This is a genomic window from Chitinophaga sp. YR573, from assembly GCF_900110995.1.
Lineage (GTDB): Bacteria > Bacteroidota > Bacteroidia > Chitinophagales > Chitinophagaceae > Chitinophaga.
On sequence record NZ_FOJF01000001.1, the window covers coordinates 1,938,438 to 1,958,652 of the forward strand.

11 protein-coding genes are annotated in these 20,215 nt (G+C 44.0%); 6 read left to right on the forward strand and 5 right to left on the reverse strand.

All coding sequences use genetic code 11. The features are described from left to right. The first annotated feature begins 46 nt into the window (after nucleotides 1-46). Nucleotides 47-5,503, forward strand: coding sequence for an alpha-2-macroglobulin family protein (locus tag BMW86_RS08160; RefSeq protein ID WP_255372870.1), 5,457 nt, complete (start codon nucleotides 47-49; stop codon nucleotides 5,501-5,503). A gap of 1 nt (nucleotide 5,504) precedes the next feature. Continuing rightward, entirely contained in the window at nucleotides 5,505-7,889 is a 2,385-nt protein-coding gene (gene pbpC / locus BMW86_RS08165; protein ID WP_089780725.1) for a penicillin-binding protein 1C, read from the forward strand. 211 nt (nucleotides 7,890-8,100) lie between these two features. Here pbpC and BMW86_RS08170 read toward each other — a convergent pair whose 3' ends face one another. After that, nucleotides 8,101-9,357: a replication-associated recombination protein A gene (locus BMW86_RS08170; protein ID WP_089780727.1), complete on the reverse strand. Its 1,257-nt coding sequence runs from the start codon at nucleotides 9,355-9,357 to the stop codon at nucleotides 8,101-8,103. A gap of 9 nt (nucleotides 9,358-9,366) precedes the next feature. Next, a complete protein-coding gene (locus BMW86_RS08175) occupies nucleotides 9,367-9,894 on the reverse strand; it encodes a hypothetical protein (protein ID WP_143056524.1) in 528 nt (175 codons plus the stop codon). 156 nt (nucleotides 9,895-10,050) lie between these two features. On the opposite strand from BMW86_RS08175, the gene BMW86_RS08180 reads away from it, so the two are divergent. After that, a complete protein-coding gene (locus BMW86_RS08180; protein ID WP_089780731.1) occupies nucleotides 10,051-12,093 on the forward strand; it encodes a M13 family metallopeptidase in 2,043 nt (680 codons plus the stop codon). A gap of 102 nt (nucleotides 12,094-12,195) precedes the next feature. On the opposite strand, the gene BMW86_RS08185 is transcribed toward BMW86_RS08180, so the two are convergent. After that, on the reverse strand, nucleotides 12,196-13,623 hold the full coding sequence (locus BMW86_RS08185; RefSeq protein WP_089780733.1) for a glycoside hydrolase family 32 protein: 1,428 nt from the start codon (nucleotides 13,621-13,623) through the stop codon (nucleotides 12,196-12,198). Nucleotides 13,624-13,763: 140 nt separating this feature from the next. Between BMW86_RS08185 and BMW86_RS08190 the strand changes: the two genes are divergently transcribed. The 3 genes from BMW86_RS08190 (at nucleotide 13,764) to BMW86_RS08200 (ending at nucleotide 14,859) form a co-directional block, all read left to right on the forward strand. Then, entirely contained in the window at nucleotides 13,764-13,994 is a 231-nt protein-coding gene (locus tag BMW86_RS08190; protein ID WP_089780735.1) for a hypothetical protein, read from the forward strand. A gap of 11 nt (nucleotides 13,995-14,005) precedes the next feature. Continuing rightward, on the forward strand, nucleotides 14,006-14,287 hold the full coding sequence (locus BMW86_RS08195) for a YHS domain-containing protein (protein ID WP_089780738.1): 282 nt from the start codon (nucleotides 14,006-14,008) through the stop codon (nucleotides 14,285-14,287). Between the two features lie 164 nt (nucleotides 14,288-14,451). Next, entirely contained in the window at nucleotides 14,452-14,859 is a 408-nt protein-coding gene (locus tag BMW86_RS08200; protein ID WP_089780740.1) for a hypothetical protein, read from the forward strand. Between the two features lie 187 nt (nucleotides 14,860-15,046). On the opposite strand, the gene BMW86_RS08205 is transcribed toward BMW86_RS08200, so the two are convergent. Together BMW86_RS08205 and BMW86_RS08210 are read right to left on the reverse strand one after the other, a co-directional pair. Beyond that, nucleotides 15,047-18,289 (reverse strand): TonB-dependent receptor, encoded by a 3,243-nt coding sequence (locus BMW86_RS08205; RefSeq protein WP_089780741.1) that lies wholly within the window; start codon nucleotides 18,287-18,289, stop codon nucleotides 15,047-15,049. 463 nt (nucleotides 18,290-18,752) lie between these two features. Continuing rightward, on the reverse strand, nucleotides 18,753-20,174 hold the full coding sequence (locus tag BMW86_RS08210) for a hypothetical protein (protein ID WP_089780743.1): 1,422 nt from the start codon (nucleotides 20,172-20,174) through the stop codon (nucleotides 18,753-18,755). Nucleotides 20,175-20,215: the final 41 nt, after the last annotated feature.

Genomic DNA, 20,215 nt, shown 5'->3' on the forward strand with positions numbered 1-20,215 from the left:
ATGCCTGACAGCATGCAGACATACCAGGAAAGTCATGAACCCGGCCATGGCCAAATACATTGAAGCCTACACGGCCGGCGTCATTTCCAAACAGAGTACCATTCGCGTACAACTAACAGGAAATGCAAATGTCACCCACACGCAAAACGAACCTGTCTCCGAAGACATCTTCGACTTCAGCCCAAGCATTAAAGGTAAAGCGTACTGGATTGATGCCACTACCATAGAGTTTCGTCCCGATGCCAACCTGACACCGGAAAAAACCTATACCGCTACCTTCAAGCTGGGTAAAGTGATGAAAGTAGAAGACGAACTAAAAGAACTCGACTTCGAATTCAAAGTGATGAAACCTGATTATTCCATTGAGGATAACGGCCTGAAAGCAGCCAATAATACCTCATCGAATAAGATGGTCCTCACCGGTACTATCACTACTGCCGATGCAGAAGATCCCTTACAGGTGGAAAAAGTGTTAACTGCTACCTTCCAGGGGAAAACAGTGCCCATCACCTGGAAGCATAACGCTACAGACAGAACTTCCAAATTCACAATTGATAATCTGCTACGTGGTGAAGCTGCCCGCTCATTAGAACTGAGCTGGGATGGTAAACCCCTGAAAGTAGATCAGGCCGGCAAAAAAACAGTAGAAGTTCCTTCCATCTCCGACTTTAAGGTGCTGAACATCCTTGCTGTTTCCGATCCTGAACAATATCTCCTCGTACAGTTCTCCGATCCTATCAGCGTAGCGCAAAACCTGGATGGCCTCATAGGCATCAGCGGTGTAAGCGATCTCCGTTATACCATCGAAGGCAGCGAAGTGAAAGTATTTGCGCCTAAACGCATGGAAGGTAGCTTTAGCGTAGTTGTAAATGAGGGCATCCTCAATATCTACGATAAACGCCTGGATAAAAATTTCTCCGGCAACGTGGATTTTGAAAACATCCAGCCTTCTGTAACCATCCCTGGCAAAGGGGTGATCTTACCATCCAGCAATAAACTGGTAATGCCTTTCGAAGCAGTCAACCTGAGTGCCGTAGACGTTACTATCATCAAAATATACGAAAACAATATTCCTCAATACCTGCAAAGCAATAACCTGGATGGTAGCCAGGAACTGCGCCGTGTAGGCAGACCGGTTGTAGAGAAAACCATCCGCCTGGATGCTGATAAATCCCTGAACCTGCACAAACGCAACCGCTTCTTCCTGGATATGGACCAGATGCTGCGTACAGAACCAGGAGCTATCTATCGCGTTACTATCGGATTCCGTAAATCATATTCCCTTCAGACATGTGTGGCCAGTGATAAAGAGAAAACTGCAGGTAATGATGAAGAAGGAGAAGAAAGAGAATATTATGGCGATAAGATAGATGAAGATGATGGATTCTGGCAACGCTACGACAGCTATTATCCTTATGGTTATTCATGGGATGAACGTGATGATGCCTGCGCCAACTCTTACTATAATAAAGATAAATGGGCTTCCCGTAACGTCATTGCTTCCAATATCGGCCTTACCGCTAAACGTGGTAATGATAACAGTATGCTGGTAGCTGTAACGGATATACGTGATACCAAACCTTTAATGGGCGTAGAACTGGAACTGCTTGACTATCAGAACCAGGTAATCTTCAAAACCAAAAGCGATGGTGATGGTTTAGCTACCTTCGACCTGAAACGTAAACCTTATATCCTCATCGCTAAAAAAGATGACGAAAGAGGTTACCTCAAACTGGATGATGGGAACTCTTTACCATTAGGCCGCTTTGATGTGAAAGGAGAAGAAGTACAAAACGGTATCAAAGGATTCCTTTATGGTGAACGCGGCGTATGGCGCCCGGGAGATACTCTCTTCCTCACCTTCATACTGGAAGATAAACAACAGAAACTGCCACCTAACCACCCGGTTACTTTAGAACTTTACAATCCTAAAGGACAGTTATACAAACGTGTCAATGCATTACAGTCATTAAACGGTTTCTACAGCTTTACAACAACTACTTCTCCTGATGACCTGACAGGTAACTGGACAGCCAAAGTGAAAGTAGGTGGTGCCATATTTACCAAAAACCTGCGCATTGAAACTGTAAAGCCCAACAGGCTGAAAGTGAAACTGGATTTCGGTGCCCGTACTACTTTATCTAAAACAGATGAATCTACCGGTACACTCAGCGCTCAATGGTTATTCGGCGCTACTGCTCAAAACCTGAAAGCAAAAGTAGATGTGTCATTAACCGCACAAACTACCAGCTTCAAAACCTTTAAAGATTACAACTTCGATGATCCTATCACTCACTTCGAAGCAGAGAATAAAACCATCTTTGAAGGTAGCCTTGGCGACAATGGCGCTGCTCCTGTTAAAGTAAGCCTGCCTTTGGGTAAGCTGGCACCAGGACAATTAAAAGCAAACTTCGAGATCAAAGTATTTGAACCAGGTGGTGATTTCAGTATCGACCACTTCTCCATGCCTTACAATCCTTTTGCTACCTATGCTGGTCTGCGTATGCCGGAAGGCGACCGCATGACAGGTATGTTACTGACCGATCAGCCACATCCTGTAAGCATCGTAAACGTGGATGAAAATGGTAACCTGTTAAAAGGTAACAGTGAAGTACAGGTAGAAGTCTATAAAATCCGCTGGCGCTGGTGGTGGGATGAGAACGGTGATGATAATGAATTCAGCAACTTCACACAGGACAGCTACAATCAACTGCTGACAAAAGAAACCATCTCCCTTAACAACGGTAAGGGTAGCTGGAATCTTCAGGTGAACTCTCCCGACTGGGGCAGATACCTGGTACGCGTGAAAGACCTGAAAAGTGGTCACACCAGCGGTCAGGCTGTATATATAGATTACCCTGGATGGGCAGAAAGAATGCAGAAAGACAATCCTGCCGAAGCTGCTATGCTGGTATTTACATCAGATAAAACGAAATACAACGTTGGTGAAGATGTAAACCTCACCATCCCAAGCAGCGAAGGTGGCCGTGGACTGATCAGCATTGAATCAGGAAGCAAAGTGATCAAAACTTTCTGGGTAAATACAAAGAAAGGACAAACCACCTTCTCCTTTAAAGTGGAGAAGAATATGGCGCCTAACATATACGTGAACGTGAGCCTGCTGCAACCACATGCACAAACACTGAACGACTTACCCATACGTATGTACGGTGTAATACCGATTTCTGTAGATGATGCCAACACTACCCTGCAACCGGTTATTACCATGCAGGATAAACTGGAACCTGAACAGAATGCAACCATCACTGTATCTGAAGCAAAAGGTAAACCAATGACCTACACCATCGCCCTGGTGGATGAAGGACTGCTGGACCTTACCCGTTTCAAAACACCTGATCCGCATGGCGCATTCTATGCACGTGAAGCACTGGGTGTTAAAACCTGGGACCTCTTCGATTTTGTGATCGGAGCATACGGTGCAGATATGGAACGTATCTTAAGTATAGGGGGTGATGAAGGATTAAACAGAAACGCCAGCACTGCTAAGGCCAACCGCTTTAAACCTGTGGTACTGTTCATGGGACCATTCTCCTTAAAAAGTGGTAAACAAACGCACCAGTTCAAGCTGCCTCCTTACATTGGATCCGTAAAAGCAATGGTAGTAGCGGGTGAAGATGGTGCATACGGTTCTGCTGAAAAAACAGTAGCCGTGAAAAAACCACTGATGCTGCTCACTACACTGCCACGTGTATTAGGCCCTTCAGAAACAGTACAATTACCGGTTACCGTATTCGGACTGGAAAACAATATCAAATCTGTTAAAGTTACCCTCAGCACCAACGCATTGCTGGAAGTAGTGGGAGAAAATACTAAAACAGTTACCTTCTCTCAACCCGGTGAACAAATCGTATACTTTGATGTACGTGTGAAACCGCAGGTAGGTATCGCGAAAGTAAAAGTAACTGCTACCAGCGGCGCTGCTAAAGCAGAAGAACAAACCGAACTGGAAGTACGCAACCCTAACCCGGTAATCACTACCGTACAGGAAGCTACTTTACAGGCTGGTCAAAGCTGGAGCGCAGGCTACAAACCTGCAGGCATGGCGGGTACCAACAAAGGTGTTCTGGAAGTTTCCAGCATTCCTTCCCTGAACCTGGGCAAACGCCTCAGCTACCTGATAGACTATCCGCATGGTTGTGTGGAACAAACCACTTCCAGTGTATTCCCGCAGTTAGCATTGAACCAGTTGATGGACCTGAAAGAAAGTGAACTGGCGAACATAGACCGTAACATCAAAGCGGGCATCAACCGCTTAAAAGGCTTCCAGACTTCAGACGGTGGATTAAGCTACTGGCCTGGTGAAGGACAGTCGGATGAATGGGGTACCAACTACGCCGGTAACTTCCTGCTGGAAGCACAGGCGAAAGGATATGTACTGCCTCCGAGTATGCTGGACCAGTGGAAGAAATTCCAGCGCAATAAGGCTACTACCTGGGCGCCTTCTACCACTAACTTCTACGGTGGGGATCTTACACAGGCTTATCGTCTGTACCTGCTGGCGCTGGCTAAAGTGCCTGAACTGGGTGCAATGAACCGCCTGAAAGAATTCAAATACCTGTCTGAAGCAGCTAAATGGCGACTGGCATGTGCCTATAAATTATCCGGTCAGCCGGAAGTAGCTAACGGCTTAGTGAAAGGATTAACCGGGGATATCAAACCTTACAAACAACTGGGCGGTACATTCGGATCAGATTTGCGCGATAAGGCAATGATACTGGAAACAATGACCCTGCTGGGACAACGTGACCGTGCAAACGAACTGGTGAAACAGATTGCGGCAAACCTGTCACAGGAAAGCTGGTACAGCACACAAACCACTGCCTATGCACTGATAGCTGTAGCTAAATACTGCGGTACCAACAAGAACGGTAAACTGAATTTCAGCTATACACTCAATGGTAAGAGCAGTACTGCTACCAGCGAATCTTATGTAATGCAGATCCCTGTCAGCGCAGAAGGTACTGTCAGCATTCAGAACAAAGGACAGAACGTACTGTATACCCGTCTCATATTACAGGGCCGCCCGGATGCCGGTCAGGAACCAAACATTCCTAACAATCCTGAAGTACTGGATATGCAGGTGAAATACAGTACCCGCGAAGGCAAACCACTGGACCCGGCTATGCTTCGTCAGGGATCAGATTTCATGGCAACTGTTACCATTCATAACCCAGGCAAACGTGGTTATTATGAACAGATGGCATTGACGCAGATCTTCCCGAGTGGCTGGGAAATTATCAATACCCGTATGATGGGTAATGACAGTTCTTTCCTTACTTCTCCATCAACGTATATAGATATACGTGACGACAGGGTATATACTTACTTTAACATCGAAGAAACTAAAACACGTACCTATAATGTATTGCTGAATGCAGCATACCTGGGTCGTTATTATCTGCCGGCAGTTAGTTGTGAAGCGATGTATGATAATACCATACAGGCTTTCCTTCCGGGTAAATGGGTTGAAGTTGTGAAATAATATGTGGCTAAGATTAAAGAAATGGATATTACGTAAAAAGTGGTGGCTGTCAGCCGCCACTTTTTTACTATTACTATATGCCTGCTGCCTACCCTCCCGCCTCTTTACGGCCCCTACTTCCTTTGTGATAGAAGACAGCAATGGAGAACTGTTAAGTGCTACCATTGCTACGGACGGACAATGGCGTTTTCCGGTAGATAAACCAGTGCCGGATAAATTTGCAAAATGTATCGTTGCCTACGAAGACAAACGTTTTTATTATCACTGGGGGGTAGATATACTGGCATTAAGCAGAGCATTCCGTCAGAACTTCAAACAACAGAAAGTCATCAGTGGAGGTAGCACATTAACGATGCAGGTTATTCGCCTGTCTCGCAATAAACCACGTACGCTATGGCAAAAACTGATAGAAGCTGTACTGGCTACAAGACTGGAATTCTCCTCTTCCAAAAAAAAGATCCTGTCTCTGTATGCGGGCAATGCGCCTTTTGGTGGTAACGTAGTAGGGCTGGAAGCCGCTTCCTGGCGGTATTACGGTCGCGGTGCCACGCAGTTATCCTGGGGAGAAACAGCAGCACTGGCAGTATTACCAAACAGTCCGGCACTGGTACATCCCGGTCGTAACAGACAGGTACTGCTTACTAAACGTAACCAGCTCCTCGACCGCTTATATCATACAAGCGTAATCGACAGCATCACCTGCCAGTTATCCAAACTGGAACCGCTGCCCGATCAGCCCAAAGCATTACCACAGGATGCACCTCATTTATTAGACCGTTTCAGACGTGATCATAAAGAAGGCAGCACCCGTATCAAAACTACCTTAGATGCTGCTTTGCAAAGGAATGTTACCGGCATTGTAGAACGTTATCATAACATTTACAAATCCAATGGCATCAACAATGCGGCAGCTATCGTACTGGATGTAGAAACCGGCAACACACTCGCATACGTAGGCAATATCTATCATCCGGAAAACCCGGAGATGGAAAGCCATGTAGATGTCATCCAGGCTCCCCGTAGCCCGGGCAGTACTTTAAAGCCCGTGTTATATGCGGCTATGCTCAATGATGGCATGCTGCTGCCACATACACTGGTACCAGACATCCCAACACAGATAGCAGGCTACAGTCCTCAGAATTTCGACCTCGGATATGATGGTGCAGTACCAGCCAGCAAAGCGCTGTCGCGCTCTTTAAATATCCCTGCAGTACGTATGCTGCAGCAATACCGTTACGAACGGTTCCATGCGCTGCTGAAGAAAATGGGTATCACTACCCTCATACAACCTGCCGATCACTACGGCCTTTCATTAATATTAGGAGGTGGCGAAACCACCCTCTGGGAAATGACAGGCATGTATGCCAGCATGGCCCGTACGCTGTTACATATGGACCAGTACAATGGTAAATACGACCTGGATGATATCCATCCACCTAATTACCAGGAAGGATTAAAACGTCCCTCTAAATACACGCCCGGCCCTTATGGTGTGCTGGATGCGGGTTCTATCTGGTATACCTTCCAGGCGATGGAAGAAGTGATGCGCCCGGGAGAAGAACTACTCTGGCAGCAGTTCTCCTCTACCCAGCGTATAGCCTGGAAAACAGGCACCAGTTTTGGTTTCCGCGATGGTTGGGCAATAGGTGTAACGCCACAGTATGTAGTGGGTGTTTGGGTAGGTAATGCAGATGGAGAAGGCCGTCCGGGATTAGTAGGTGTATCTACTGCGGCACCGGTAATGTTTGATGTATTCCGTTTATTACATACAGAAGGGTGGTTCAATGCGCCCTATAACAAACTGCGTAAAGTAGAAGTATGCCGGCTCACCGGTTTCCGCGCCAGTGATATCTGTCCGGAGAAAGATTCACTGTGGGTACCTGTAAACGGTTTACGCAGCGGACTCTGTCCTTATCACCAGCTGGTACATCTGGATCATACCGGGCAATGGCGTGTAACAGCTAACTGTGAACCACCTTCTCAGATGCAACATGTACCCTGGTTTGTATTGCCGCCTGCTATGGAATTTTATTATCGCTCCAAACATAACTATCAGCCACTGCCGCCTTATAAACAGGAATGCCTGGCTACATTGAACCAGGATAAAGCCCCGATGGAAATCATTTATCCCCGTCAGGGTGCAAAGATTTATATACCGGTAGAAATAGACGGATCAATGGGAGAGGCGATATTTACCGCTACACACAGGAATACCAGTGCAAAGATTTACTGGCATCTGGATAATACCTACATCGGGACTACATCAGAATTTCACCAGATGGCATTACGTCCTGCTGCGGGTAAACACACTATTACATTAGTAGATGAAGAAGGAGAAGAGGTGCAGGTAACATTTGAGATTCTACAGAAAAAAGAAAAAGATTGAGCTAACTAAAAATCCTGTATTTAATTTATAACAAATAAAAAAGCTCCGTTAGGAGCTCCGTGTTTGTAGAAAATATTTATATTCTGCTTAATTGACTCCGTAGGAGTCCCCTATTATTGCACTTTAGGGGACTCCTACGGAGTCTGTGTTTTGTTGTTTAACTCGTTTTCTACAAACACGGAGCTCCTAACGGAGCTTTTAGTCAACCCGCTTAATAATTATACTTCTCTTTCCACAAAGCTTTTAAATACTTCCTCAAATCATCCTCTCTCGGGTTTCTTCCCGGATCATACAGTTTCGCTCCTCTGATCTCATCGGGTAAATATTCCTGCGGGGAGAAATTATTCTCATGATCATGTGCATACTCATACCCCTTATGATATCCCATCTCTTTCATCATCTTCGTAGGGGCATTACGTATATGCATCGGTACAGAAAGATCTCCTGTCTTGGCTACAACAGACATCGCGTTATTAATCGCCATATAAGACGCATTACTCTTGGGAGAAGAAGCAAGATAAGTAGTGCACTGAGATAAGATGATCCTTGCTTCAGGATAACCTATCATCGTCACTGCCTGGAAACAACTGGTCGCCAGCAGCAACGCATTAGGATTGGCATTCCCGATATCTTCAGATGCCAGTATTACCAAACGGCGGGCAATGAATTTCACATCTTCCCCACCTTCTATCATTCGCGCTAAGTAATACACAGCAGCATTAGGATCACTGCCACGTACTGATTTTATAAACGCTGAAATAATATCATAATGCTGTTCTCCGGATTTATCATAAATAGCCACTCTCTGCTGGGCAATATCCATTACCTTCTGATCAGTTACCACGATAGGATATTCCTTCAGGGTATTCGCCACCAGTTCAAAGAGGTTCAGCAATTTGCGTGCATCTCCCCCTGAAATATTAAATAATGCTGTAGTCTCTTTCAGTTCTATTTTCTTACTCCCCAGCCACTCATCTTTTTCCATTGCCTGATGCAGCAACTGCAACAGCTCTTTCTCACCAAGAGGTTTGAGTACATACACCTGGCTACGCGACAATAACGCCGCATTCACCTCAAAAGAAGGGTTTTCAGTAGTAGCCCCTATGAGTGTGATGATGCCCTTTTCTACAGCCCCCAGCAGGGCATCCTGCTGTGACTTGTTAAAACGGTGGATCTCATCTATAAACAACACCGCATGCCCCTGCTTACGGGCCACCTCTATCACTTCACGCACTTCTTTTACACCGGCAGAAATAGCGCTCAGTGTATAAAAAGGCACTTCCAGTGTATGTGCGATAATATTAGCAATAGTGGTTTTCCCTACGCCCGGCGGGCCCCACAGGATCATAGAAGGGATCTTGCCCTGCTGAATGGCCGTACGCAGGATACTATCCTTACCGGTCAGGTGTTCCTGTCCCACCAGCTCGTCCAATGTCTCCGGTCTTAACCGCTCTGCTAATGGTTCCATGCTTAAAATTTAACTTTCCAGGTTAATATCAATGTCGGTTGTATCTTCTCTGTTCTTCCACTTATTTAAAAAGTTAAACGACAGAAAAGTATTGCCGATGATCATCAGTCCGAATATGCCAAAGAATCCGATAATCGCATTCATGGTACTGTTCAGTATTGCCGGCGTAATCTGTTTCTTTTGTTCTTCCGTCAGTTGACCCATCTGTTTCCACATCTCCTCCATCACCTTATCATGATAAGCCAGTACAACATAACAGGTAACAAGCAATATACCTGCATAAATAAGAGAAAAAGCACCCATGATCCAGATACCTGTTGGTGTACTTTCTTTCAGGGAGATGGACTTGTCCATCAGACTTTTTTGCAGGTACAGAGAGAGGATAGAGTGGATGAATACAGCGCCTATCAAAATTAAAAATACCAACACCTGCACCGCTCCTGATAATAATGTCATTAGTAACATCATCAAAAAGAATCCCGAGAAAAATAAGTTGATACTGGTAAGCGCTCTGAATATTCTAAAGCTAAATGTCATGCAATTTCCGTTTTAACGCACTACAAACCTACTAAACAGTAGGCAAACCACCCACTGTCGGCCCCTGCAAAACGCCGTTTGTCAAAAACACCCGCCCCTGAACGCCGTAGATGCCCTGTTTTAGCTATCTTCATAAAAAATAAACCTGTTTTATTTATGAAGTTACAACTCCCGTTGCTGGCTGCCGTTACTCTGATGACGGCCTGCAACACCAACACAACTACGCAGGCAGGGGCCGATTCAACCAAAACACCAGCCTTTGAATTAAGTTCAATTGACTCCACAGTTAAACCCTGTGATGACTTTGACGGATTTGTAAATGGCAACTGGAAGAAGAACAACCCCATCCCTTCTACAGAGAGCCGCTGGGGCGCTTTTAACGTACTGGACAAACAAAATAAGGAAGTTCGCCTCAAAGGCATCATCCTTACACTGGCAGATGAGAAAGACCTGAAAAAAGGTACCGAAGAACAACAGATCTCCGACTTCTACCGCTCTTTCCTCGACACTGCTACCATTGAGAAACTGGGTATTACCCCACTCCAACCTTATCTTGATAAGATCAATGCCATCAAATCATTTGCAGATTATGCAAAAGTTTCAGGCGAATTACAGAACATCGGTATCTCCGGTGCTTTTGGCTTTGGCGTAGATGCCGATGCCCGCAACAGTAAAATGAATGCGGTGTATGAAGGCCAGGATGGCCTTAGTCTGGGGGAAAAAAGCTATTACGAAAGACAGGATTCCAGTACAAAAGATGTACGCAACGAATTCGTTAAACACGTTGACAAACAATTTACCCAGGCTGGATTTAAAGATGCGAACCCAGGTGCTACCATCCTGGAATTCGAAACCAAAATGGCTAAACTGCAATTGTCAAACGTACAGTTGCGTGACCCCGTTAAAACTTACAACAAAGCTGCTTTCAGTGAGCTGAAAACACTGGCACCGGACTACGACTGGGATGCTTATTCAGAGATCCAGGGCATTAAACCTGATACCCTGATCATCCAGGACAAGCCCTACGTAAAAAGCGTTGCTGCCCTCTTAAAAAGCACTCCGCTGGAAACACTGAAGACATGGATGCGCTGGCAGACACTCTCTCATTTTGCCAGTTACCTGCCTAAACCAATAGACAGCGAAAACTTCCATTTCTTTGCTACCGTTATGCATGGTACCAAAGCGCAGAAACCCCGCCTGGAACGCTCTATCCGCGCTACAGACGGCATTATGGGTATGCCGCTGGGAAAACTCTTTGTAAAGAAATATTTCCCGGAAAGCTCCAAACAGAAAGTATCTGAAATGATCGAAAACGTTCGTACCGTATACGGCGAAAGAGTAGACGGTCTTACCTGGATGAGCGATTCTACCAAGAAGATGGCCCACAAAAAACTGGCTTCTTTCACATACAAAATCGGTTATCCTGATAAATGGAAAGACTACTCTACCATCGATATCAAACCAGGTACGCTGATAGAAAACATTGTTTCTGCCAGTCACTTCACACATAAAGAAACATTAGATAAAATAGGTAAACCGGTAGATAAAAGCGAATGGGGTATGACTCCTCAGACAGTGAATGCCTATTACAATCCGCTGAACAACGAAGTAGTATTCCCTGCAGGTATCCTGCAACCTCCATTCTTCAATGCTGATGCGGATGATGCTATCAACTATGGTGGTATCATTGCTGTAATAGGTCATGAGTTCACCCATGGTTTTGATGACCAGGGTTCACAGTTTGATGCTGAAGGTAACCTCAAGAACTGGTGGACAGATGCAGACCGTAAAAACTTTATGGCCCTGTCTAATAAGTACATCCGTTACTTTGATGGTATAGAAGTATTACCTGGTTTCCATATCAACGGTGCACTCACCATCGGTGAAAACACAGCTGATTTAGGTGGTCTTACCCTGGCCTACTATGCACTGGTAAAATCACTGAAAGGCAAACCGGAACCAAAACCTATTGATGGATATACCTGGAAACAACGTTTCTTCCTGGGTTGGGGTCAGGTATGGCATGGTAACAGCACAGAAGCTGCCCTGCGTAACCAGGTTCAGACAGATCCTCATTCTCCTGCAAGAAACCGTATTAACGGCCCGCTGCCTCATCTGAAAGAATTTGCTGAAGCATGGGGCTGTGGTCCTGACAGCAAAATGATGCTTCCGGATAGTGCACGTGTTGTAATCTGGTAGTAAACAGGAACAAAACGGCTTCTGATAAGGTTTATCTTACGCTTGTCTTACGCTAAAAAGCGAAGGATAAGCGTAAGATAAACCTTATCAGAAGCTCTTCAATTACTTACCAAGGTCCCATACTCTAAGAGAATCTACTTTCACATTCCCCTTATCTGCATAAATACTAATCCCTGTATCATCCTTTCCAGGGAACAATAAAGTAGTATATACCAGCTCTCCTCCATTTACAAACACTTCCAGGGAGGATTTATCAAACAGTAATTGTATTCTTATCTTCTCTCCTGAGACTACCCCTAAATTACTTCTACTGATATATAGATTTTTACCTGCTACATCATATCCTATCTTTTCGCCCGCCACAATAAATCCAAAATCAGTTGCTGTACCAGGTGTAAATGTGGCATCTATCCAGTAACTATTACTATTGATCCCCTTCAATGTAAGCTCATCACTAACAGTAACATTCTTCTTAAATACTTTCTTAGCCGCAGGTAATTTATCCAGAGAAGCATTCAACACGGCAGCAGGTTGCTGATACAAACGAATGCCTGAAGGCGTAGTCTTCAGCATTAAATCCCTTGGAATAGACATCTGTCCTCTCCAGGGATAAGTCCCTGTTTCAAAGGGCATTAACCAGCCCAGCATAGTTTGCCTGTTATCCGGCAGGTTATTATATGGAATAGCAGCATAAAATGTACGACCATAATCCACGAATAACTGCACATCCGCAGGATTATCATTCTTAAACGTCTTCCCATCAAAATCCCCGGTAAAATATTGCATCCCCGTAGCTGCATCCTGGTTACCCGAAGATACCATCAACAACCACTTTTTCTTTGCAGGATCACCATCTACATAAAGTGGCGTCAAAGATGGGCATTCCCATATCTTACGGTTATCCCCCTGTTTACTGAACTCACTCAGCAATTCCCATTTCTTCAAATCAGCAGAACCATAGAACTGTACTTTCCTGTCATCAGGCACAGCTACAGTCATTACCCATTTATCTCCCACCCTTATCACACTGGGATCACGGAAATCAGGCCGTTGTATATCTATCACAGGATTACCCGCATAGTTGGTATAAGTAAGCCCCCCATCATTGCTATAGGCAATAAACTGAGACTCCTTTTTCTGTTTAGGCTGATCTGCCGTATAAATAGCTACGATCGCATTTTTACCAAAACCACTTGTATTAGTAACATCCAGTACCGCAGAACCTGAGAATATCCAGGTAGTGGTATCCTTGCCTTCTTTTTCAGGAATAGCTACCGGCAGGTGCTGCCAGTGCAACAAATCCCGACTGGTAGCATGGCCCCAGCTCATATGTCCCCATTTATTCTCAAAAGGGTTATGCTGATAATACAGATGATAAACGCCGTTTATGTAAATCAACCCATTGGGATCATTCGTCCAGTTTTTAACCGGTGTAAAATGGTATACAGGCCGCCATTGTGGAGTTGGCATATCCTGAGCATATAACAGTACAGGCAGTATAGCTAATAAAATAGCAAAGAGCTTCTTCATAACGAATGTATTTAGGTTAAATGGATGAAAAAGTTGGCCTTCCCCATCATAATAAGTTAAAAATAGCGTTTATATAGATATCAAAGGATTCCCCCCGTTTTTAAACTTTTGCCGTAAATTTGAGATCAAATCTTGCTAATATGACCGGCCTTATTAAACAATATCGTACTGAGATCCGTAATATATTCATCATAGCCCTCATTGGACTGGCTTTACCTTATTTGCCTAAACTGGTTTCAATGATCCTGACCGTTACAGGACTGATCATTTCCATGGCCCTGCTGGCAGGAGTTGTGATAGGAATGTCCCTGAAAGTATACTTCAGGACCCTGGTAATGCGTATCACTAAAGATAACGAGGCTACCGCCTGAAAACTGGTATTATGATGAGAACTTTTTATATCTGCCTGTTGACGGGATTATTAGCGGCTTGTAATGAAGCACCTAAAAAAGAGATGCCTGCGGAAACCGCAAAACCAGTAGAACAGGCACATGAAGCTGCAATAGCCGGTAAGTTCCCGGATGCCGTGTGTGGAATGCCTTATGATACAGCATATCCTGAATGGAGTGTCTATAAAAAAGATACCCTTCATTTCTGTTCAGCTACCTGTAAGCGGGTATTTGATAAGAATCCTGAGAAGTACGCTTCAAAACTGGGCCTTTAAGTAATTAAACATATACTGGCTCCCTGCCAGAGCCAGTATATCATTCTGCCATTATTAGAGTTCAGGCTCCCCGGGAGCTCCCTAATCGACCACCTGCCCCTTTTTGTCGCCGACCAGATGTAACATAGTCAACCGTTTCACGTCTAATATATAAACTCGTATGCATGAGATCACTTTGTACCACCCTGCTGCTACTCTTCCTGTTATGCAGCTGTGAGAAAAATGATACGGAAGCTACACCTTCAATAGATGTGGCAGGCACCTGGCAGCTTTCCGCAAAGATGCCATACCCTGATACTACGTGGAGCGCCATCGCCTCTACAGACTCTGCATCTTATATATTCGGAAACAATGGTCAATTCTCATTTGATGCGAAATCCCATCACGTCACAGGTGTCTATAAAGTACTGGCAGACGGTAATGGTGTAAAACTGATTATCACAGGAACCGACTCCCTCTCTCAATATCTTCAGGTGCAAAAGTCAGGAGATTCCGCCATCAGGGTGGATGACTGGCTGAAAGGTATTTCCCAAAAGGGTTATGCCAGTAAGCTGTTTAAAAAGATCAATTAAAGCACTCTCTCCCAAAGAACAAACAAGCTGATAAATATAAAAAAGAAACGTCCCGGGAGAATTCCCGGGACGGTCAATTAAAACAGCTTATGAAAATCTACGCTTACGTTCAAATTTGATATGCTAAAGATAACCTCACTATATTACTTCACTGTTATCCCAGCATTACCAGCGTATTAACAATTCCTTAGAAGCTATATCTTAAACCTAACTGCATCTGGTGTCTGCTTGCAAAGAAATCCTTTGAATACGGAGTACCAGGGTTAGACCAGGTATACACCGGATATGCAGTAGGAGTACCAGCAGTAGCAGTACTTAAACCTACACTTGCAGTTGAGTTGAATGTATTTGGTGAGAAGTACTGAACACCCCAGTTCTTGTTCAACAGGTTAGTCAGATTCACGATATCATAAGTAAGCGACAGTGTATGTGTAGCTTTACCAGCCTTAAAGTTGAAATCCTGTGTGAAACGGAAGTCAGCCTGTGTATTCCATGGAGTACGTCCACCGTTACGTTCAGTGAACTGACCTTTACGGGTGCTCAGGTATTTGTCGCCCTGTATATAAGCAAAAAACGCATCTGCCTGGCTCTGGTTAGCAGCAGTAAAGAACTGACGTGCTTCTGTAAGGTCCTTTGGAATGTACGCTAAACTTAACTGCTGTGGTGTACCCTGTATAGTAGCATTTACGAAACCATAAGTGAACGGAACACCTGAAGAGGTATTGAAGAATGCGGCGAAATTAGCAATGAAACGACCATTGTGCATCCAGTCAACTTTGTAGTTAGCTGTTACTACGATACGGTGACGGATATCAAAGTTAGAATAAGCCAGTTTAGGATTATTCGGGCTCAATGCCTGGTTTAACTGCCAGTTAGATTCCATTGAGTTACGGATACCATTGGTGATGTCTTTAGACTGACCATAAGTATACGCTGCAGATACATTCAGACCCAGTTTGAAGGTTTTGCTAACCTGACCGGTAATACCGTAACGGTAGCCTTCTTTAGTATTAGATAACAGGTAAGCATTGGTAAACTTAGAGTTGATCTTTGCTCCACTGTAGATAGGCTGTTGTTTCTGCGTATCATAGATCATGTAGGTAGGATTATCTACCAGGTTCACCTGCTGGAATTTCAGATCATAAATGGTCTTGGTATAAATACCTTCCAGGGTAAAGCGCCACTGATCAGGAGTAGAATAATCTAATGCCAGGCTGCTTCTCCACATCTGCGGCATCTTGAAGTTGTTGTCTATTAAGTCTACCTGTGTAGCACCGGTAGCATCATGTACATTCACACCCTGTGCAGCAACAAACTGCGCAGCACCCTGATTGTTTACAGAGATTGGATTAGAACCTGCTACAGGAGCATCTGCTGCACTGGTATAACCGAATTTCTTATCATAAGCACCGTAGCTGGTACCATTGTTATAATAAGCATAACCTAACCATGCGAAAGGAATACGGCCGGTGAATAAACCGGTACCACCACGTAATACCAGGCTCTGATCGCCATTGATATCAAAGTTAAATCCTAAACGTGGAGAGATCTGCACATTGTTCAGGTACTTGTTCCTGATATCTTTAGGTTTGGTATAAGTATAAGTAGTACCGTAGTTGGCGTCTTCAGTTGCATTTACGGTCTTGTCGCTCAACGCTTGCTTATTAGGCAGGTTGGTGTAGTCAAAACGGATACCCGGAGTGATCTTGAAACGATCAGATACCTGGATCTCATCCTGTGCGTAAACGCTGTACAAACCAATCTTGAACTTAGCTGATGGATTATCCATGATGTAATCACGGGAGTTATCAGTGTAGTTAAAGTTACCACGTACACGGCTAGGCTTGTCTGCCAGGAAGTCTGCAATAGTTTTATAATCCACACGGCCATTCCATGAGTTTACAAAACCATAAGTGATGTTGTAAAACTCGTTATGTGTACCGATAGTGATATTGTTTCTGCCTTTGAAGATGCTCACGTTATCAGTAAACTCAAACGTTTTCTGCTTCATGTTGAAGATAGCAGCTTCACGGTCTGTACCTAAGAAGATAGTACCACCGTTAGAAGCGATCTGGATCTGAGGTAAAGAAGGATCAGAAGTTGGATTACGGTAATCATGAATATCAGAATAACCAACAATCAAACTGTTTGAAACAGTATTTGAAAAATGGCTTTTCAATTCTGCTACTGTTGATGACTGGTTATTTACCTGTTTGTAATCTATACCGCTGAAACGGAAGTTCTGCTGATCACGTTCCAGGTTAGTAGCCTGTGATCTGATAGTATTGTTACGGATAGATAACTGGTGTTTATCATTGATATTCCAGTCTAAACGATTGAAGAACTTATTAGAGTTAGAATAGATACTGGAGTTACCGTAAGTTCCCGGATCGTATTTACCGGTTTTGGAAACATCCAGATCCAGCATATGCTGTCTGATCTGCTGTGCCTGATCTACAGTCAGCAGTTTCATATCTGAAGAACCTGCACCCAGGATAACAGGATCATTCCTGCGGGTAATTTCTGCGTTGGTGAAGAAGAACAGTTTGTCTTTGATGATAGGGAAACCTAAACGAACACCTGTCTGGTAATCATGAAAATCAGAAGGCAGTTTAGAACCGTCGCCTGCATTATTCTTACCGATCAGGGAAGCGTTACGGCCAAAACCGTATACAGAACCATGGAACTCATTGGTACCGCTACGGGTAACAGCATTGATACTACCTCCTAAGAAGTTACCAATCTTCACATCATAAGGAGCCAGGTAAACCTGTATGTCCTGTACCGCATCCAGAGATACCGGGTTGGTACGGGTACTGCTTCCTGGTTGACCAGAACTGTTGCTCTGTCCACCCAAAGAAGGACTGAATCCAATCGCATCATTATTGATAGCACCATCCAGGGTTACGTTGTTATAACGGTAGTTGGTACCCAGGAAGGAGTTGTTATTACTCTGTGGAGTAGCACGGGTAAAATCCTGGAAACTGCGGTTCAGAGAAGGCAGTGTTTTCAGTGCATTCTGTCCTACGCGGAAACCACCGGCTTTACCAGTGTTATTGCCTTTTATTACTACTTCACTTAAAGCAGTAGATTCGTCAGCCAGCAGGAAGTTGAAAGTAGTGCTACCTAATCCCAGGTTCACATCTATTCTTTCTTCTTTCTTATAACCTATGAAAGTTACAGTAATGGTGTAAGGACCTCCTGGATTCAGGTTGTTGATCAGGTAACGGCCTTCTGCATTTGTTTGTCCGCCATAACGGGTACCTGTACTTGTATTTACAGCTAATACAGTAACGCCGGGAAGCATTTCCCCTTTTGCACTCACGATTTTACCCGTAAGTTGAGAAGAAGTGACCTGCGCTTTTAAGTTGGTTGTTGAAAGTATAAGGATACTTACAAATAACACGAGTGAAGAGTAAATCTTATTCACGTCTTTAGTAATTTTGACGCAAACCTATCTCCATTACATTATGCCAATGTTAACACAATATTAAGTTAATGTTAACACATAGGCATACGTATCACTATCAACAAATTACAAATTGATTTGTTGAATATGTGTGGTAATTTTTTGTTAAAATCTGAACCTTTCAGTGCAGAATCGGCATAGGCATACATACTCTCTAAAGGAAAGTACTGGCATGATATACAGGCAAAAACATTACCGGGAATCGATAAAGGTGCGGGAGAAGATCCAGTTCGCAATATAGGTTTCTTACTCTTTTCGCAGATACCAAAAATAACTACCACGTGTTAAGGGACTGTTACCCCAATATTAACTTTATCAATTATGAGTGTTAAATTTTATAAGAAGATAAAAAAGTATGTAACAAAAAAAAGGCCCTCTGCTTTGCGCAGAGAGCCTTTTTTATATGTACTAGCTATTCCCTTTATTAGTAAACGTTAGTTTCTGCAGTTGCAGTAGCCCAACCGGTAGTCCAGTCAGTAGTACCATCAAATGCACCGCGGTAAACTACACTTGTGAAACCTGTAAGACCAGTGAAATCAGCGCCTGTTAATGCAGCAGAACCAGTACCCAGCAGGAAGCTTGGAGTACCTACAGTAGTTGCTACAGTAGCAGAGAATTTGTAAGGATCTTTCAGCAATACATCTGTAACAGCAGTCTGAATTGTTGTGTTGCTGGCAGCTAACCATGTGTTATATGCAGCAGCATTAGCAGTTATCCACTCACCTTTAAATGGATTAGTACAACCGGCAATGATATTGTTTTTGAATACAAGTCTGCCATCAATAGCATTCTGTGAAGTAGCAGAAGGAACGCTCACTTTACTGTCATCGATATAAAGACCATAAGGGAAACCAATCAGCAAAGAGTTGTAAATGCTTATTGCAGAGTTACGACGGATCTGAGCGGCATGCTGGTAGTTAGCATCAGCTGAACCACTGCTACCAGACTGGAATGGTCCAACGATAGTCATGTTAGAGAAGGTAGCAGAAGTCTGTGGAGCCAGTGCGGAACCATTTGCATCGTTGTCAGATTCAAAACCATTAGAACCAGATTGGTCAGCAATAGTTTTGTAACGCTGTGCAACACCAAATTGTACTTTACCAGAGAAACCCAGGTCAGTATCAAAGTCGTCATCTTTAGAGCAGCTTGCTATCAGGTGATCGCAGTTTACACTACCACCAAACCATTCGAAAGCATCATCACCTGAACGGTAAACCTGGATGTAACTGATCTTGGTACCACTACCAACACCACCCATTGTTAAACCGTTGATTTCGTTATCCGCAGAAAATGCAATACCTGCAAACTCAATACGAATATATTTCAGAGAACCTGAATTGTCAGTATCATCAGTACCACCGTACCAGATATAAGTTTTTTCATCACCACCTGCAGTTGGAATCAGACCACCTTCGATCTTAGCTTCGCCACCGGTTGGATTAATTTTTGCTTTACCCAGCAAAATCACACCACCCCAGTCTCCACTGCTACGCGCACCAGGTGCCTGAGAAGACGTGAAGACGATTGGTTTTGAAGCAGTACCTTCTGCCATCAGTTTACCACCACGGGAAACTACCAGTGAACCTTTAGAAGCCTTATCACCCAGGATAGTTGTACCTGGTTCGATAGTTAAGGTTACTCCAGATTTTACATACACAAAACCGCGCAGTATATATTTTTTGCTGGCTGATAATGTCTGGTTAGCAGAAATGTCACCTTTCAGTGTAACATATGCACTGCTGTCGATACCGTTATTACCACCATTGTTGTTGTTATCGTCCTTGCTACAGGAAGACAGAATGCTTAAAGAACTAAGCGCGATTAAACCAAGTAAATACCTTTTCATGGAAATGTTTCAATTGTTTAAGAATTCAAAAATAAGGTTAC

Excerpts from the sequence above, each read along its gene's own strand:
- BMW86_RS08175 (WP_143056524.1), bottom strand. The coding sequence starts at position 9,894 with ATGACATTTAGCTTTAGAATATTCAGAGCGCTTACCAGTATCAACTTA.
- BMW86_RS08195 (WP_089780738.1), top strand. The coding sequence starts at position 14,006 with ATGATGAGAACTTTTTATATCTGCCTGTTGACGGGATTATTAGCGGCT.
- pbpC (WP_089780725.1), top strand. The coding sequence starts at position 5,505 with ATGTGGCTAAGATTAAAGAAATGGATATTACGTAAAAAGTGGTGGCTG.
- BMW86_RS08190 (WP_089780735.1), top strand. The coding sequence starts at position 13,764 with ATGACCGGCCTTATTAAACAATATCGTACTGAGATCCGTAATATATTC.
- BMW86_RS08170 (WP_089780727.1), bottom strand. The coding sequence starts at position 9,357 with ATGGAACCATTAGCAGAGCGGTTAAGACCGGAGACATTGGACGAGCTG.
- BMW86_RS08210 (WP_089780743.1), bottom strand. The coding sequence starts at position 20,174 with ATGAAAAGGTATTTACTTGGTTTAATCGCGCTTAGTTCTTTAAGCATT.
- BMW86_RS08185 (WP_089780733.1), bottom strand. The coding sequence starts at position 13,623 with ATGAAGAAGCTCTTTGCTATTTTATTAGCTATACTGCCTGTACTGTTA.
- BMW86_RS08200 (WP_089780740.1), top strand. The coding sequence starts at position 14,452 with ATGAGATCACTTTGTACCACCCTGCTGCTACTCTTCCTGTTATGCAGC.
- BMW86_RS08160 (WP_255372870.1), top strand. The coding sequence starts at position 47 with ATGGCCAAATACATTGAAGCCTACACGGCCGGCGTCATTTCCAAACAG.
- BMW86_RS08180 (WP_089780731.1), top strand. The coding sequence starts at position 10,051 with ATGAAGTTACAACTCCCGTTGCTGGCTGCCGTTACTCTGATGACGGCC.